Annotated in this window: 17 protein-coding genes; 8 read left to right on the plus strand and 9 right to left on the minus strand. The window is 29.9% G+C overall.

The window, feature by feature from the left end:
- Positions 1 to 357 precede the first annotated feature (357 nt).
- A complete protein-coding gene (locus CW731_RS10735; RefSeq protein ID WP_100946724.1) occupies positions 358 to 933 on the plus strand; it encodes an XRE family transcriptional regulator in 576 nt (191 codons plus the stop codon).
- 49 nt (positions 934 to 982) lie between these two features.
- Here the strand turns inward: CW731_RS10735 and CW731_RS10740 are convergent, their stop codons facing one another.
- From CW731_RS10740 to CW731_RS10755, 4 genes are all read right to left on the minus strand, one after another.
- The gene (locus tag CW731_RS10740) at positions 983 to 1,654 is read right to left on the minus strand and encodes a phosphonatase-like hydrolase (RefSeq protein ID WP_100946725.1); all 672 of its coding nucleotides are present in this window, start codon (positions 1,652 to 1,654) and stop codon (positions 983 to 985) included.
- Positions 1,655 to 1,664: 10 nt separating this feature from the next.
- Complete coding sequence (locus tag CW731_RS10745) at positions 1,665 to 2,816, minus strand: TIGR03364 family FAD-dependent oxidoreductase (RefSeq protein ID WP_100946726.1); 1,152 nt, start codon at positions 2,814 to 2,816, stop codon at positions 1,665 to 1,667.
- Positions 2,809 to 4,065 (minus strand): DUF5690 family protein, encoded by a 1,257-nt coding sequence (locus CW731_RS10750; protein WP_100946727.1) that lies wholly within the window; start codon positions 4,063 to 4,065, stop codon positions 2,809 to 2,811. The genes CW731_RS10745 and CW731_RS10750 overlap by 8 nt, the downstream gene beginning before the upstream one ends.
- Before the next feature lie 74 nt (positions 4,066 to 4,139).
- On the minus strand, positions 4,140 to 7,004 hold the full coding sequence (locus tag CW731_RS10755; protein WP_100946728.1) for a TonB-dependent receptor: 2,865 nt from the start codon (positions 7,002 to 7,004) through the stop codon (positions 4,140 to 4,142).
- Positions 7,005 to 7,275: 271 nt separating this feature from the next.
- Here CW731_RS10755 and CW731_RS10760 point away from each other — a divergent pair, with 271 nt between their 5' ends.
- A complete protein-coding gene (locus CW731_RS10760; RefSeq protein WP_100946729.1) occupies positions 7,276 to 7,557 on the plus strand; it encodes a twin-arginine translocase TatA/TatE family subunit in 282 nt (93 codons plus the stop codon).
- 11 nt (positions 7,558 to 7,568) lie between these two features.
- On the opposite strand, the gene CW731_RS10765 is transcribed toward CW731_RS10760, so the two are convergent.
- The 3 genes from CW731_RS10765 to CW731_RS10775 all read right to left on the minus strand — a co-directional run bounded on the left by CW731_RS10765 (position 7,569) and on the right by CW731_RS10775 (position 9,189).
- Positions 7,569 to 8,210, minus strand: coding sequence for an O-methyltransferase (locus CW731_RS10765; protein WP_100946730.1), 642 nt, complete (start codon positions 8,208 to 8,210; stop codon positions 7,569 to 7,571).
- 148 nt (positions 8,211 to 8,358) lie between these two features.
- Positions 8,359 to 8,619 carry a hypothetical protein gene (locus tag CW731_RS10770; protein ID WP_100946731.1) on the minus strand — a complete coding sequence of 87 codons (261 nt, stop codon included), beginning with the start codon at positions 8,617 to 8,619 and terminating at the stop codon, positions 8,359 to 8,361.
- A gap of 3 nt (positions 8,620 to 8,622) precedes the next feature.
- The gene (locus tag CW731_RS10775; RefSeq protein ID WP_100946732.1) at positions 8,623 to 9,189 is read right to left on the minus strand and encodes a sigma-70 family RNA polymerase sigma factor; all 567 of its coding nucleotides are present in this window, start codon (positions 9,187 to 9,189) and stop codon (positions 8,623 to 8,625) included.
- A 227-nt stretch (positions 9,190 to 9,416) separates the two neighbouring features.
- On the opposite strand from CW731_RS10775, the gene panB reads away from it, so the two are divergent.
- From panB to CW731_RS10805, 6 genes are all read left to right on the plus strand, one after another.
- Entirely contained in the window at positions 9,417 to 10,235 is an 819-nt protein-coding gene (gene panB, locus CW731_RS10780; protein WP_100946733.1) for a 3-methyl-2-oxobutanoate hydroxymethyltransferase, read from the plus strand.
- A gap of 102 nt (positions 10,236 to 10,337) precedes the next feature.
- Positions 10,338 to 11,276, plus strand: coding sequence for a 2-hydroxyacid dehydrogenase (locus CW731_RS10785; RefSeq protein WP_100946734.1), 939 nt, complete (start codon positions 10,338 to 10,340; stop codon positions 11,274 to 11,276).
- A 25-nt stretch (positions 11,277 to 11,301) separates the two neighbouring features.
- On the plus strand, positions 11,302 to 11,760 hold the full coding sequence (locus tag CW731_RS10790; RefSeq protein ID WP_100947686.1) for a DUF1801 domain-containing protein: 459 nt from the start codon (positions 11,302 to 11,304) through the stop codon (positions 11,758 to 11,760).
- A complete protein-coding gene (locus CW731_RS10795) occupies positions 11,757 to 12,146 on the plus strand; it encodes a VOC family protein (RefSeq protein WP_100946735.1) in 390 nt (129 codons plus the stop codon). The genes CW731_RS10790 and CW731_RS10795 overlap by 4 nt, the downstream gene beginning before the upstream one ends.
- 26 nt (positions 12,147 to 12,172) lie before the next feature.
- Positions 12,173 to 12,541, plus strand: a complete 369-nt coding sequence (locus CW731_RS10800; protein WP_100946736.1) for a hypothetical protein — start codon at positions 12,173 to 12,175, stop codon at positions 12,539 to 12,541.
- Positions 12,542 to 12,552: 11 nt separating this feature from the next.
- Complete coding sequence (locus CW731_RS10805) at positions 12,553 to 12,951, plus strand: DoxX family membrane protein (RefSeq protein ID WP_100946737.1); 399 nt, start codon at positions 12,553 to 12,555, stop codon at positions 12,949 to 12,951.
- Between the two features lie 143 nt (positions 12,952 to 13,094).
- Here CW731_RS10805 and CW731_RS10810 read toward each other — a convergent pair whose 3' ends face one another.
- Complete coding sequence (locus CW731_RS10810) at positions 13,095 to 13,952, minus strand: bifunctional 2-polyprenyl-6-hydroxyphenol methylase/3-demethylubiquinol 3-O-methyltransferase UbiG (RefSeq protein ID WP_100946738.1); 858 nt, start codon at positions 13,950 to 13,952, stop codon at positions 13,095 to 13,097.
- Between the two features lie 54 nt (positions 13,953 to 14,006).
- On the minus strand, positions 14,007 to 15,884 hold the full coding sequence (gene mnmG, locus CW731_RS10815) for a tRNA uridine-5-carboxymethylaminomethyl(34) synthesis enzyme MnmG (protein WP_100946739.1): 1,878 nt from the start codon (positions 15,882 to 15,884) through the stop codon (positions 14,007 to 14,009).
- Positions 15,885 to 15,897 lie beyond the last annotated feature (13 nt).

A 15,897-nucleotide genomic window follows, 5' to 3' on the forward strand; every position in this document is an offset into this window, starting at 1 on the left:
ATTAACTTGTTCTAAAAATTCTTAATTCTAAAATTACAACTATTTTTATTTGCAGCGTTTATATCTTAGATAAATCTATTAGCTTACACTAATATCAGCAAAAATCAAAGAAAGTGTCTATTACTTCTTTAGTCTTAAATAAAGTATCTTTTTCTTTTACTATAGAATTTTTAGAAATTATTTAGGTAATAAAAATCAATCTAAACATTATGTACTAAGTGTAAAACATTAACATGGTAATAGGTCTTTTTTAAAGATACAATTTGTAATTTTAAATTCTAAATAGATGTTTTTAAAGTTTTTAAAAAGAAATCTTTTACTTTAGCTTTTTAAGCTTAAAAAAAGAAGTTAAAAGTTATGAATAATTTTTTAATTGGTATTGGAAAAAGAATAAAAGCCATTAGAAATAAGCAAAAAATTACAATTAGTACTTTGGCTACAATTGCTGGTGTTAGTAATGGTCTTATTTCTAGAATAGAAAACGGTAGAACAATACCCTCTTTACCTGTTTTATTAGAGTTAATTAGTGCTTTAGAAATAGATGCCAGTACCTTTTTTGAAGGTGTAGAAAGTAAAGCGGGCGCAAAATATATTTTAACTAAAAAAAATGAACAACAGTTTATAGAAAAAGAAACTGAAGCCAAAGGGTTTACTTATCATCAAATTTTTGGGAAAAGTTTAAATGCTATAGGCTTTGAAGCTGTTATTCTAACTGTTGCAACAAACTCTTTTAGAGAAAAAGTTACTACAGACGCCTGGGAATTTAAGTATATTTTAAGTGGTACTTGTAAATACATAATAGACAATGAAGAAGTTATTGTAGCAGAAGGCGATTCATTATATTTTAACGGTAGGCTGCCTCATGTGCCAGTAAACACAAGCAATAATAGCTGTACAATGCTTGTGTTATATTTCTATTCTGAAAATAATTAAGAGAATAAGAAGCTTCTATTAGGGTAGAAACCTCTTACTTAATTTTAAATTATAATATGGTTTCTAAAGTTGCTAAAGATTCTAAAATGTAAGTTGGCTTTATTTTTTCTAGTTGATTTCTTGTTTGAGCACCAGATAAAACACCAACTGTAATACCACATTTTGCATTTTTTCCTTCTTCAATATCTATAACAGAATCTCCTGCTTTTAAAACCAAACTAGCATCTGTAATATTAAATAATGCCATTGCTTTTACAATCATATCTGGGTGTGGTCTTCCGTTTACTACATCACTAGCAGTTATTAAAGCATCATAATGTTGCCCTTTTTGCCAGTTAATTTTCTGTAATAAATTATTTGCAACCAAACTATTGTAACCTGTATTTAGAACAACTAAAATACCTTTATTTCTTAAGTTTAAAATTGTTTCTGTAACTCCTTTTATAGGTTTGATATCTAAAACCTTATAAGCCTCATGCAGCTCTTTTTTAAAACTTTCAAATAGTATTAATGAATCTTGTTTTTTATCTGCTTTTACATGTGCTAAAATATCTTTAATTGCTTGATGTTTTTCTTTACCAGCCCCAACCTCTAAAACCGTTTTTAGAGAAACCTCTACATCTGCATTTTCAATAACTTTATAAAGTGTTTTGTAAACAACATTGTTTTCGTTTATTGTAGTTCCTGCCATGTCTAAAACTACCATCTTAATTTTATTCATTCTATCTCTTTTAAATTATTTTTTGTAAACTTTCTATAGAGTAACCTGCACTACCCGTCATCCCTTTTCCGCCAATACCAGTAACAATATGAATATTATTACCTATTTTATGTTCAAAAATATCGCTATTCTTACATTGGCTGTAGTAACCTGCCCAACGTTGCTGAATTTCATAAGTTGGTAAATCAATAATTTTTTTTGCTTCATCAATCATAAAATTATCAATCTCCATATTTAAATCAAAACCTAAATTTTCTATGTTTTTAGCAGCTGCATATTCATGAGAGTCTCCTAAAATTACAGAGCCATCTGAGGCTTGTTTAAATAAAATATGAACACCATACTTTTTCTCGAAACTATCTGAATTTTCTTTAGCTTTAATTGTTTTCCAAGATGCACATTCTTCAAAAGCTTCATACCTTCTTATGGTTAAACCAGTTAAAATAGAACCTTGAAGTTTATAATTTTTTTGAGGCTTGGTTTGCATCATTTGTAATTTTGAAACCACTAAATCACTTTCATTATATATTGATGAATAAAGAGCCTTAAAATCGCTACCATTACAAATAATAACTTTTGCCGCTTTAAATACGCCATTATCTGCTGTTTTAACAACACATTCTTCATTTATTTCTTGAACATCAATTACAGTTCTATTATAATGAATAGGCGTTTTTAATGTTCTAGACATATAAGAATGTAATTTATCAATCATCGTTCTTGGTTCTACAGTTACTTCTTCAGGAAAAAATAAACCCGCTTTACAATAACTACTTTTTAAACCACTGTATTTATTTAAACACTGTTGTTTTGTAAGCATTTGTGAAGTATAACTATTTGTTTTATTTATTTGGTATAACTCTTCTAATAACTGAACTTCGTCATCATTAGAAGCTAAATAAACGGTACCATTTTCTTTTACTGATATATCGAATTCTTTTTGAATCGATTTATAAATATCTAAACTTTTTCTTCCAAAATTTTGCCATTTTTGATTCATCCCGGAAGGAACTACTTGTCCGAAATTCTTTACAGTAGCACCTTGAGGTTTAGCGCCTTTTTCTAAAATAGCAACAGACAAGCCTAATTTTATAGCATTGTATGCATGAAAAGTTCCCAAAACTCCACCTCCAACAATTATTAAATCATATTTATTATTCATATACTGGTAATTTATTAAACGTCTTTTTATTTTTATATTTAAAATAGTAGTAACAAGAAATAGTAAGTATTAATCCTAAAAAACCAAGAAAATACATTGTATTTGTAAAAAAGGTTAACCAAGAAATATCTTTTTGTCCGAAGTTTTTATAGAGTAATATTAATATACTTCCTAAGTAGCCAAAAGCATCTGCTATATAAATTAGAAAACCAACATTACCATCTACTTTGTAAGTAGCAATCATTCTATCAAAGAAAATACCATTAAAAGGCACATATGAGCTGTAGAGACCTAAGCCAGATACAATCATCCAAGTTAAAGGTGTTATTAGGTTATTTTGAAATAAATAAGTAGATGTTATGATTAAAAAACAAGCAACAATTAATACATAGTGATAATACATAAAAGCCTTATAGTTTTTAGTAATACTACCAATATAACCTAGAGTTACTAAAACTATAATTGCAATAGGAATTTCTGAAATACTAAAAATTGACGCGTTTTGATACCCTAAAGAATCCCATATTTCTCTTGCAAAATTATCTCTAAAATCTCTTACAGAAGTTAATAATGTATAAAATATTACAATACATATTAAAGGAAAAAAGAATTGTTTAAAAAGTTTCTTTCTCTCTAACCTACTTAATGTTTTTCTTTCTGTTTTTAAAAATTTATCTTCCGCTGTTGGTGGTTCTAGTTTTTCTAGCATCCATGCAAAAAATAATAATGGAATTATAAAAATTGCTCCTGTAACAAAAGGCATCCAAAATTCATTAATATTTATAGTATCTAACACTATCTTACCAACAGATTTCACAGCACCAGAGGAAACTATAAAACTAGAAGAAAGTATTACCCCTAATAGTTCAGAAGCTTTTCTACCTTCAATATATGAAAACACAATACCCCAAATCATCCCTAAAGGCAACCCATTTAAAAATAAAAACAATATATTATAAGGTGCTGGTACAATTGCAAAACCTAAAAGTGCTAATTCTGCAAAAAGAATAAAACCAACCAAGTAGAACCTTCTCTTGTTTGGTCTCATTTCAGAGATTACTTTTATACCTATAAACTTAGAAAGAGTATACCCCAATACTTGAGCAATTATAAGCAAAACTTTGTAATCTACTCCAAAATAAGAGAGTTCTTGAAAAGTAGCAACAGTAAAAGGTTTCCTAAAAGCATACATACAAAAATAGGTGCCAAATGCTGCTAAAGAAGCTCTTAATAAAAATTTTAAACTCATTACTATACTATATTTATATGAAGAGAGCTCTCAATATAAAATTGAGAGCATTGCTTACATTTAATAAACTACTATTACAAACTATATTTTAACCCTGCACTAGCTTTTACGCCATAAAACTCTACTTGTTTTGGTCTTTCTGTATCGTTTTTACCATAATGATAAATTAATGGTTCATTTAAAATATTATTAACATCTGTAAAAAAGGTAAGGTTTTTAGTAAGGTTGAAGGATGCCGATAAGTCTAACGTAGCATATTTACCATAATACTCATCATTTATATCTTTATTACCAAAGTCTACCGCATATTTACCTTTATGATTAAATGCTAACCGAACATTAACTTTGTCTGACTCATAAAATAATTGAGCATTGTACAACGCATTTGCTTGATAAGGAATAGAAACCTTTCTATCATCTCCATTTTCACCCCCATTAGGAATAATCATTTCAGAATTCATAAATGTTCCGTTTAATTGTACTCCAAAGTTTCTTAAAAATTTATTTTTTGTAAACACATCAAAACGAATGTTACTACCTATTTCTAAACCAGTAATAAATGCTTCTCCTCCATTTTCTGGTCTTTTAGTTTCTATTTCGTTTACTATAGTTGTTGAAGAAAAAACTGGGTCTTTTAATTTTTTATAAAATACACCAGCATTAAATACACCTACATTAGAAAAATAATGTTCAAATAAAAGATCTCCATTCCAAGAAAAAGTAGGATTTAGGTTAGGGTTACCGCCTTGTGCTTCGTTATCTGCTTCACTAAAAGAAACACCCGGAGAGATATCTCCAAAATTTGGTCTTGCAAAAGTTCTTGTTACTGCAGCTCTTAAATTTGTTCTATCAGATATTTTTAATTTAGCGTGCAACATTGGTAACCAAGCATTATACGTTTTTGTATTGCTAACTCTTTCTAATTGCTTGTTGTCTTCATTATAACTATAACCTTCTACAGTAGTATTTGTGTTTTCTAAACGAACTCCTCCTATTAAAGTTAAACTTTGCGATGCTTTTAAAGTACCCATTGCATAACCAGCGTATTGTTTTTCATAAACGGTAAAGTTTCTAGACAAACCACCGCCAGAAGATAAAGCGTCTGAATCTGAAGGTATAAAATCAAATTTATCTTGATTTAAGTTATAAAACTCACTCATTCCTTTAGTAGAAAGTACTTTATTAAAAGAAGCAGCAGCATTAGAGGCAAATTCACTCAAAAAATTATTTCTTCCTGGTTGCGTTGTCAAACTCTCAGACAAATCTGCTAAAGTGACCTTTCCTCCATTAAATTTATAAAAGTAATCTCCATATTCTGCAACTCGTAATTTGTCTCTGTATTTACCACCTAATTTAAACGTGAAGGTATTATTTACATCTAGGTTATAATTTGCAGAAGCAACAACTCTATCTTTTTCATTTACATATACCTTATAAAAATTTAACCCATCTGAAGCCAATACTTGTTGCGCTGGATCTAATTTAAAATTAGGGTCTGAAAATACATTAAAAATAGTTGAAGGATTCTTAAAGTCTAAAGGCCCTCCATCTACAGCCCAATATGCTCTATGGTCTCCCGCGCCATCTGCTTTAGAAACTGCATATTCTGGCTTAATACCTATATTAGATTGATTAAATTTTAAAATAAAATAGCTATTGTCTTCTGCATTTGGTACATTTCCATATTTAAACTCATTTTCATAACTTCCTAAATTCCAAGTTAGCTTGCCATTTCCATCATTAAGAATATGCTCACCACCAACATCAAAAGAAGTTAATGCTGTTATTAATTCGTTATGAATGTTTTGTAACTCTACTCTAGACGTATTGGTCGCTTCATCAAATTTATCAAACCTAATTCTATGTTTGTAATGAGATTCATTATCTGTTAATGTACCGTAAACTCCTTTAAAAATAAATTTATTATTCTCATTCAATTTATAATCTAGTGCAGTATTAATTCCTGTAGTTTCTCTAACGCCTGTATAATCTCTTAATTCTAATCTAAAAACTCCTTGATCTCCAGACCTTCTTGCTTCAAAGTTATCTGTTGCCCAATTTCTTTTCCAATTAGACACATTTACCAAGAAACCGAACTTACCATCTGTTGTTCTGTTACCATAAGTAAAAGAAATATTATGGTTTGCTTTTGCTGCTTTAATATTTGTACCAGAGCCAACAGTAATAGAAAGTGTTTCTTTTGAAGGTGCCGTTTGTGTAATAAAGTTTACAGAACCACCAATACCATCACCTTCCATATCTGGTGTAATTGCTTTAGAAGCCTGCACATAAGCAATCATTTCAGACGGAAAGAAATCAAAAGCTGTTGCACGTGTTGTTGTTTCTTCTTCTGCTGTTGGCAACCTATTACCGTTAATAGTTGTAGATGCCCAGTATGGTGGTAAACCACGTATAGAAACAAAACGTCCTTCTCCTTGATCTCTTTCTATAGAAATTCCCTGAATACGTTGCACTGTTTCTGCGGCGTTTCTATCTGGTAATTTTCCAATACCATCTGCAGCAATAACATTCATAATTGCAAAAGAGTTTTTTTGCATATTTAAAGCTCTTGCTTCACTATTTCTTCTAGTGCCACTAGCAATTACAATTTCTTCTAAATTTTCTGAAGAAGCTTTTAAAATAATGGTTTCTAAATTTATTAGTTTACCTTCTAGAAAGTTTACTTTTACCTTCTTTGTATTGAAGCCAATAAAAGATATTTGTAACTCTGCAAATTCTTTTTCTAGGTTATTTAATCTAAATTTCCCATCAAAATCTGTTGTAGTACCTGTTGTGGTATTTAAAATAGTAACACTTGCTCCAGGTAAAGGGTATTTTCCGTCACTAATAACACCAATTACTGTTGCTTTCTGCGCAATAGCAATACTTGTTGTAAGTATGGTAAATAAAATGCTTATTATTATTCTAAAATAATTCATATATCTAATTTTTACAATTATTAAAATTAACAATGCAAATAAATGTATATTTTTACTATTTGTAAACTTTTGAATGTTAAGTAAAATTTATGAAAAGCGAAAAATAAGGTTAGCTTAAGGTTAACAATGTTAATTATATTGTTGTTTCTTGGTCTAATTTAAACTCTTTAAAAGACCTATTATATAAAAAATAAATAATGAATAGTAAATGGGAGTGTTAAACAATTATTTGTTTATTTCATTTGTAAAAATAACTCACTATCTTTGTCTTATGAATACAACTTTCTTATTTATTAGCGGTCCGGAAATAATGGTTATCATGTTAATTGTGGTAATGGTTTTTGGTGCGGACAAAATTCCTGAAATTGCCAGAGGTTTAGGGAAAGGAATTCGTCAAGTAAAAGACGCAACAAATGATATTAAAAGAGAAATAAAAGACAGTTCTGATAAAGTAAGTGTAGATACAGACATCACGAAAGATATTACCAAAGAAATTGATTCTGTTAAAGACAATATCGATCATTTTACAGGACCAATAAAAAGACAGTTCTAGTCTTTTTATATTTACTTTACTCTACTAATTGTTAAACCATCTCTAATTGGTAACAAAACAGTCTCTATTCTAGCATCTTCATTCAGTAGTTTATTATAATCTAAAAGTACTTTTGTATCGATATCTTTTGGGTCTAATGCTTCAACAACCTTACCGCTCCATAATACATTATCAGATAAAATAATTCCTCCTGAATTCATTTTATCAATAATTAAATGAAAATAATTAATGTAGTTAGACTTATCTGCATCAATAAAAACCAGATCAAATTTTGTATCAATAGTTGGTATAATATCAATTGCGTTGCCAACAAACTGTGTTATTTTATCTCGGAATCCAGATTTTTCAAAGTACTTATTTTGAAGTGTTTCTAATTCTTCATTCTTATCGATTGTAATTATTTTTCCTTCGGAAGTTAAACCTTCTGCTAAACACAGCGCAGAATACCCTGTATACGTACCAATCTCTAAAATATTTTCAGGTTGAATTAATTTAGAAATCATCGATAAAATCCGTCCTTGAAAAGCACCACTTAACATTCTAGGGTTTAGTACTTTTTGCCAAGTTTCTTTTGTTAACTCTTGTAAAATAATAGGTTCTACTTGTGAGTGTGCTACAACGTAATTATCTATTTTTTCTGGAAGGAAATGCATTCTTGTGTTTGGTCGAGCGCAGTCGAGACCTAATTAAATGGTTATTAAGAAAAAACCTATCGACTGCACTCGATAGGACAACTTCAAAAGTACAAAAAAACGGAACTTAAATTATTAAGTTCCGTTTTAATATATGACTATTTATATGCTATTTATTTTCTTCTAAAGCCCTTTTTAAAGCTTCTTTCTCTTCGACAGACAAACAATGCTTTATGTCTTTGCAGCTTTTAGAGTATCCTTTATAAAAATTAGATAATCGAATATTCTGTTTGGTGTATAAAATACAAATTCTACACCTTATAAAATGAATATTTAACTTGACTAATTCTTTAATTGAAGCAGCACCATATTGATTTTTATCACAAATAGCAGTCGCCTCGTCGCACGTTAATTTTAAACTTTTAAACATCTCTTAATTATTAAACCAGTTATCTTCCATACACTTTCTTAACTGAGTTCTAGCTCTATGGATAATAACCCATAAATTTGACGAAGTAATATCTAACTCCTTACAAATTTCTTCTGTTTCAAACTCTTGTACGGTTTTCATTCTAAAAACCATTGCATATTTTTCTGGTAACTTATTAATACAAACTTCTAATTGATTTCTCAATTCTTCATTTTCTATATTTTTTTCAGAGGCATTGTCCCAACTTTGTGGTACGCGTTCTTCTAGCCAATCTCCTTCATTTTCGCCATCATTATAAAAATTCATTCTAACTTCGGCTTTTCCTTTATTAGAGTTAATTTTTCTATAATGATCAATAATTTTTCTCTTCAAAATAGACACCAACCAGGTTCTTTCAGAAGCTTTTCCTTGAAAATTCTTAGCAGATTTTAATCCTGCAAAAAAAGTTTCTTGAACAAGGTCTTTAGCTAAATCGCTATTATTTACACGAGAAATTGAGTAATTATACAAGTAATCTGCATAATTATCAATCCATTTATTAGAATTTAAAGTGTGTGTTTTTTCTGCCATTAGTCAAATAAAGTATCAAATGTAACGTTAATTTTTTTCTTTTTTAATCTTACAATTATCTCTTACGCTCTTTTCTATTAAAAAAAAAGTTAACAGCGTTTTATTATTATAATAATCTTAAAATAATTTATATGAATTTTGAATTCAAAAGAAAGTCTTAATATAGTATAAATTGTTAAATATCTATTGATATTTCTTACTTTTACCCCCAATTAAAATGATAAAATATGTCTGTAGCTAAGAAGCAATATAAACGTGTTACCGTAAAATCTTTGGTAGATATGAAAGCTAATGGAGAGAAAATCTCTATGTTAACTGCCTATGATTATACGATGGCAAAAATTTTAGACAGTTCTGGAATTGATGTTTTACTTGTAGGTGATTCTGCATCAAATGTAATGGCGGGTCATGAAACGACATTGCCAATTACGTTAGATCAAATGATTTATCATGCAAGTTCTGTAGTTAGAGCAATAGAACGTTGCTTGGTGGTGGTAGATTTACCTTTTGGTAGTTATCAATCGGATCCTAAAGAAGCGTTGCGTTCTGCAATTCGAATTATGAAAGAATCTGGTGGGCATTCCATAAAATTAGAAGGTGGTAAAGAAGTTAAAGAATCTATAAAGAGAATTTTAAACGCCGGAATTCCTGTAATGGGTCACTTGGGTTTAACGCCTCAATCGATCTATAAATTTGGCACCTATACCGTTAGAGCGAAAGAAGAAGAAGAAGCAGATCAATTAATGGAAGATGCTTTAATGTTAGAAAGAATTGGTTGTTTCGCTATTGTTTTAGAAAAAGTACCTGCAAAATTAGCTCAAAAAGTGGCGGAAGCAATCTCGATTCCTGTAATTGGAATTGGTGCTGGTAATGGTGTTGATGGGCAGGTTTTAGTTACACATGACATGATTGGAATGACACATGAATTTCATCCGCGTTTTTTAAGACGTTATTTAGACTTGTATAAAGACATGACGGGCGCTTTCGAAAACTATATTTCTGATGTAAAAAGTGGATATTTTCCTAGTGATAAAGAGCAGTATTAAGTACATTTAAAGTAATAAATATTATAAATGCGAAAGCAGGAATCTAGAATTACTTTTCTCGATTCTTGCTTTTTTTATGAATAGCAAAACCTAATATTACATATGAAAATTCTCCACCTAGACTCAAATCACCCTTTATTAATAAGTCAGCTAAATGCTTTAGGTTTTACTAATGATGAAGATTACACGTCTTCAAAAGCAGCAATTGAAAGAAAAATACATAAATACGATGGTTTTATTATTAGAAGTCGTTTTTCTATTGATAAAAACTTTTTAGACAAAGCAACCAACCTTAAGTTTATTGGTAGAGTTGGCGCTGGTTTAGAAAACATAGATTGTGAATACGCAGAAAGCAAGAAAATTACTTTAATTGCAGCTCCTGAAGGAAATAGAAATGCCGTTGGAGAACATAGCTTAGGAATGTTATTATCGCTGTTTAACAAGCTTAATAAAGCGGATAAAGAAGTTAGAAATGGCAAATGGTTGCGTGAAGAAAATCGTGGAATAGAACTCGATGGAAGAACAGTTGGTTTAATTGGCTACGGAAATATGGGGAAATCTTTTGCAAAGAAACTTCGTGGTTTTGATGTGGAAGTACTTTGTTATGATTTAAAAGAAAATGTAGGTGATGAAAACTGTAAACAAGTTTCTTTAGCAAAATTACAAGAAAAAGCAGATGTTTTAAGTTTACATACGCCGCAAACTGATCTTACAAAAAACATGATAAATACTCCTTTTATCAATAATTTTAAAAAGAATTTTTGGTTGATAAATACAGCACGTGGAACTTCTGTAGTTACCAAAGATTTAGTTGCAAGTTTAAAAAATGGTAAAATTTTAGGAGCAGGTTTAGATGTTTTAGAGTACGAAAAATCTTCTTTCGAAAATCTATTTTCTGATAATAAAATGCCAGAAGCTTTTCAATATTTAATCAATTCTGAACACGTAATTTTGTCACCTCATGTAGCAGGTTGGACTGTTGAAAGCAAAGAAAAATTAGCACAAACGATTGTAGATAAAATTCAAGAAAAATTTAGTTAACTTGTTAGCTTTAAAATGTTTTACAATGCAATACAAAGCCACTTCTCCAAAAGATTATATTACTCAAGTTCCTGTAGATCGTAAGGAAACTTTAGAAAAGCTTCGAAAAACTATCAAAGAAAACTTACCTAAAGGATTTGAAGAAGGAATTCAGTATGGTATGATTGGGTATTATGTTCCGCATTCTATCTATCCAGATGGTTATCACTGTAACCCAAAACAACCTTTATCTTTTATGAGTTTTGCTTCACAAAAAAACTCAGTAAATTTATATCATAGTGGAATTTACGCAATACCTAAAATTTATGATTGGTTTGTAAATGAATACCCCAAACATTGTTCTCGAAAATTAGATATGGGAAAAAGTTGTATCCGTTTTAAAAAATTAGACGAGATTCCATTTGAATTAATTGCTCAATTATATAGAAAATTAACAGCTAAAGAATGGATAGAAATATATAAATCAACTATAATAAAAAAATGAAGAAAGGAAAAGTAATAGGAATTGGTGGTGTTTTCTTTAAATCTGAAAATCCTAAAGGTTCAAAAGATTGGTATAAAAAACATTTAGGTTTTAACACTGATGATTGGGGTTCCACTTTTTGGTGGAAAGATAAAGAAGGCAACGAAGCGTCTACACAATGGAGTCCGTTTCCAAAAGATACCAATCACTTTAAGCCTTCTAAAAAGGACTTTATGTTTAATTATAGAGTTGAAAATTTAGTTGAATTACTGGCTGAATTAAAAAAAGAAGGGGTTACTATTCTTGGAGAAATTCAAGAGTTTGAATATGGTAAATTCGGTTGGATTTTAGATAATGAAGACAATAAAATCGAACTTTGGGAACCTAAAGACCAAGCACTTAAATAACCTAAACAATTAAAAATCAAATTATTATGAATAGTAAAAACAACTTAAAGCCTAGGGAAACTAAAAAAACTTTTACCGAAGAATCTAAAGAAACACTAGAAAGTTTAAGAAAACAAGCAAATGAAATTCAAGAATCTACAAAAGTAAAAGCAGCTGAATTAAAAGAAGAAGCTAAAGAAGCATTTGAGACTGCAAAAGAAAGAATTAATGAAACTTTTTCTGATGAAAACATGGAGAAGGTAAAAGTAAAATTAGAGGAATGTACCGAAGACGCTAAAGAACGTTATGATGATGTTTCTGAAAAAGCAACTGAATTTACAGAGGACACAAAAGAAGAGTTTGAAGAAGCAACTAAAAAAACGAAGACATTCTTTCAAAAATTATTTAAAAAATAAAAATACCACTCATGAATTTTTTATCAAACTACCCAACAGAAATATTAATACTACTTTTTTTAATCGTCACTTTTATTCAATCTGGTGCAGACAAACTTTTAGACTGGAAAGGCAATGTTTCTTTTATAAAAGAACATTTTAAAAACTCACCCTTAAAAAACAGCGTTCCTTTATTACTAGCCATTATTTTAATTATAGAAGTAGTTGCCGGAATTTTAATGATGATTGGAGTTTATCAATTATACACATCCGAAGCAAAGGAAATTGCTTCATTAGGAATTGCGCTTTCTGCGATCACTTTAATTTTATTGTTAATAGGACAACGTCTTGCAAAAGATTATGCAGGAGCGATGTCTTTAGCTGTCTATTTTATTATAACAGTGTTTGGTGTTTTCTTATTAAATAACTAAAAACTATTTTAAATAAAAATACTATAAATTATATTTATTTAAAAAGGGCTTAAAACATGTGTTTTAAGCCCTTTTTAAATTTCTTTAAGGTATTTGTACTTAATAAGACATAATATTTAAAATACAGCTATTAAAAGATGATTTTAGTAGTTTTTTATCACATAAATCAGCGAAGAATACTCAGAAGATGTTCTAGCATTTAAATTTGAGATAAATCCTCTAAAAAAAGCTGTAATGGGCTTAGACTTCCCTGTTCTATATTTCTCACTTAACAACGAAACATAATAACTATCAAATTTCATTGGTAACGTATCTTCTACAATCATTTCTACTTCAGAAAATAATTTATGAATTGAAGTTTGTGAAAAATGCCAAAGATGTCTTGGCACATCATAAGCTGCCCAATCTTCTTTATAAAAATTTGCATCGCAACTTTTATAATTAGGCACTGCTACAACAATTCTCCCTCCTGGTTTTAACAAACTCTTCAAAGTCTTAATTGTATTTTTTAAATTCTCTACATGCTCTAAAACATGCCAAAGCGTAATTACATCAAATTGCTGATTACTGATATCTGAAAGTTTTTCATTTAAATCAATTCCCTTTTTCTCTGCAATGTTTCTTGCATCTAAACTTGGTTCAATTCCTAAAACTTGCCATTCATTATTTTTACACACTTTTAAAAAATCTCCAGTTCCAGCTCCAACATCTAATATTGTTTTTGCTTCCGTTTTAAATGAATTTAATAAAGAAACCTTTTGTTTTAAAGTGTAGCCTTTTACAGTTTGGTAGATCTTATCAATCAACGTTTTTTTACTATCTGTATGTGAAATATAATTTTCACTTTTATAATAATTTTCTAAATCTACAGGAACAGGAGATGTTACCAACATCTCATATTCTTCATTTTTCATTATTTCAAAACTATCTCCAGAGACAGTATTATCTTTACAATTTAAAAGAGGTATTAAATTTGTATAGAGTTCTTTTTCATTCTCCATATTGTTTTAATTTTAGAATTGTTCCACGAGGAACATTAGCAATTTTTATTTTTTTTATCTTCCCATATAAACCAAAAGAACAGATATATCACTGGGTGAAACTCCGCTAATTCTACTTGCTTGAGATATAGAAGTTGGTTTAATTTTATTTAATTTCTCAGTAGCTTCAAAAGAAAGAGACTTTACTTTCTCGTATTTAAAGTTAGAAGGTATAACAACATTCTCTAATCTATTTAACTTGTCTGCATTGTTCTTTTCCTTATCAATATAACCAGAATACTTTAGATGAATTTCTGCTTGCTCTATTACATCTTTAGCAATATTATAATCTTCTAAGAAAGCTTTTAATTTTTCCAAATCTTTAAAATCAGTGAAAGCTAATTGAGGTCTTGCAGCAATTTTAAAAAGCTTCATAGATTGATTTACCAAAGCTAAATTCTTAGCTTCCAAAATAGGATTCACTTCTTCTTGCTTCACACTTGTTTCGTGCAAAAACTTAATAAGCAATTCTGTTTTTTCTTGTTTTTCTAAAACACGATCCATTCTTTCTTTAGACGCTAAACCTAATTTATAACCTAAAGGAGTTAATCTTAAATCCGCATTATCTTGCCTCAATAATGTTCTATATTCTGCTCTAGAAGTAAACATTCTATATGGCTCTTCTGTTCCTTTCGTTATCAAATCATCTATTAAAACACCAATATAAGCTTCATTTCTTTTTAAAATAAAGGGCTCTTTTCCTCGCGTTTTTAAAGCAGCATTTACACCAGCCATTAAACCTTGAGCAGCTGCTTCTTCATAACCTGTTGTACCATTTATTTGACCTGCGAAAAATAAATTCTCAATCAACTTAGTTTCTAAAGAGTGTTTTAATTGTGTTGGTTGAAAGAAATCATACTCGATTGCATAACCATATCTTAAAAACTTTACATTCTCGAAACCTTCTATAGAACGAATTGCTTTGTCTTGAATATCTTCTGGAAGTGATGTCGAGAATCCGTTTACATACATTTCACATGTTGTCCAACCTTCAGGTTCAACAAATATTTGATGTCTATCTTTAGTAGCGAAACGATCTATTTTATCTTCAATAGACGGACAATATCTAGGACCTGTAGATTGTATTCTACCATTGAACATTGGTGAACGATCAAATCCTTCACGAAGCAAATCATGTACATCTAAATTAGTATAAGTAAGCCAACATGAGCGTTGTTTTTTTAAAGCACTAGTTGTTGGTAAATAAGAAAACTTCTCTGTAATTTCATCACCTGGTTGCTCTAACATTTTAGAATAATCTAAAGATCTACCATCTACTCTTGGAGGCGTTCCTGTTTTCATTCTACCAGATTCAAAACCTTTTGCAACCAAGTCTTCGGTAATTCCTGTAGAAGCCCCTTCTCCTGCTCTACCGCCTCCAAAACTTTTGTCACCAATATGAATTAAACCGTTAAGAAAAGTTCCTGCAGTTATAATTACAGTCTTTGCTTTTATTTCTAATCCTAAAGCTGTTTTTACACCAATAATTTTATTGCCATCAAACAATAAACCATTCACAGAATCTTGATAGAAATCTACATTCTCTGTTTGCTCTAACATCGTTCTCCAACATTCTGCAAATTGCATTCTATCGGATTGCGCTCTCGGACTCCACATTGCAGGTCCTTTAGATTTGTTTAGCATCTTAAACTGTATCGCTGTTTTATCGGTAACAACTCCACTATAACCGCCCAAGGCATCAATTTCTCTTACAATTTGCCCTTTTGCTATTCCTCCCATTGCTGGGTTGCAACTCATTTGGGCTATATTTTGCAAATTCATTGTAATTAACAATGTATGTGCGCCCATATTTGCACTTGCTGCTGCTGCCTCACTACCCGCGTGACCACCACCAACTACTATAACATCGAATGTTGTTGAAAATAAACTCATTTTTTATGGTTCC

The organism is Polaribacter sp. ALD11, assembly GCF_002831685.1.
Classification (GTDB): Bacteria; Bacteroidota; Bacteroidia; order Flavobacteriales; family Flavobacteriaceae; genus Polaribacter.

What these genes read in the sequence shown, in the direction of transcription:
- CW731_RS10735 (WP_100946724.1), top strand. Translation starts at nt 358, where the DNA reads ATGAATAATTTTTTAATTGGTATTGGAAAAAGAATAAAAGCCATTAGA.
- CW731_RS10740 (WP_100946725.1), bottom strand. Translation starts at nt 1,654, where the DNA reads ATGAATAAAATTAAGATGGTAGTTTTAGACATGGCAGGAACTACAATA.
- CW731_RS10745 (WP_100946726.1), bottom strand. Translation starts at nt 2,816, where the DNA reads ATGAATAATAAATATGATTTAATAATTGTTGGAGGTGGAGTTTTGGGA.
- CW731_RS10750 (WP_100946727.1), bottom strand. Translation starts at nt 4,065, where the DNA reads ATGAGTTTAAAATTTTTATTAAGAGCTTCTTTAGCAGCATTTGGCACC.
- CW731_RS10755 (WP_100946728.1), bottom strand. Translation starts at nt 7,004, where the DNA reads ATGAATTATTTTAGAATAATAATAAGCATTTTATTTACCATACTTACA.
- CW731_RS10760 (WP_100946729.1), top strand. Translation starts at nt 7,276, where the DNA reads ATGAATACAACTTTCTTATTTATTAGCGGTCCGGAAATAATGGTTATC.
- CW731_RS10765 (WP_100946730.1), bottom strand. Translation starts at nt 8,210, where the DNA reads ATGCATTTCCTTCCAGAAAAAATAGATAATTACGTTGTAGCACACTCA.
- CW731_RS10770 (WP_100946731.1), bottom strand. Translation starts at nt 8,619, where the DNA reads ATGTTTAAAAGTTTAAAATTAACGTGCGACGAGGCGACTGCTATTTGT.
- CW731_RS10775 (WP_100946732.1), bottom strand. Translation starts at nt 9,189, where the DNA reads ATGGCAGAAAAAACACACACTTTAAATTCTAATAAATGGATTGATAAT.
- panB (WP_100946733.1), top strand. Translation starts at nt 9,417, where the DNA reads ATGTCTGTAGCTAAGAAGCAATATAAACGTGTTACCGTAAAATCTTTG.
- CW731_RS10785 (WP_100946734.1), top strand. Translation starts at nt 10,338, where the DNA reads ATGAAAATTCTCCACCTAGACTCAAATCACCCTTTATTAATAAGTCAG.
- CW731_RS10790 (WP_100947686.1), top strand. Translation starts at nt 11,302, where the DNA reads ATGCAATACAAAGCCACTTCTCCAAAAGATTATATTACTCAAGTTCCT.
- CW731_RS10795 (WP_100946735.1), top strand. Translation starts at nt 11,757, where the DNA reads ATGAAGAAAGGAAAAGTAATAGGAATTGGTGGTGTTTTCTTTAAATCT.
- CW731_RS10800 (WP_100946736.1), top strand. Translation starts at nt 12,173, where the DNA reads ATGAATAGTAAAAACAACTTAAAGCCTAGGGAAACTAAAAAAACTTTT.
- CW731_RS10805 (WP_100946737.1), top strand. Translation starts at nt 12,553, where the DNA reads ATGAATTTTTTATCAAACTACCCAACAGAAATATTAATACTACTTTTT.
- CW731_RS10810 (WP_100946738.1), bottom strand. Translation starts at nt 13,952, where the DNA reads ATGGAGAATGAAAAAGAACTCTATACAAATTTAATACCTCTTTTAAAT.
- mnmG (WP_100946739.1), bottom strand. Translation starts at nt 15,884, where the DNA reads ATGAGTTTATTTTCAACAACATTCGATGTTATAGTAGTTGGTGGTGGT.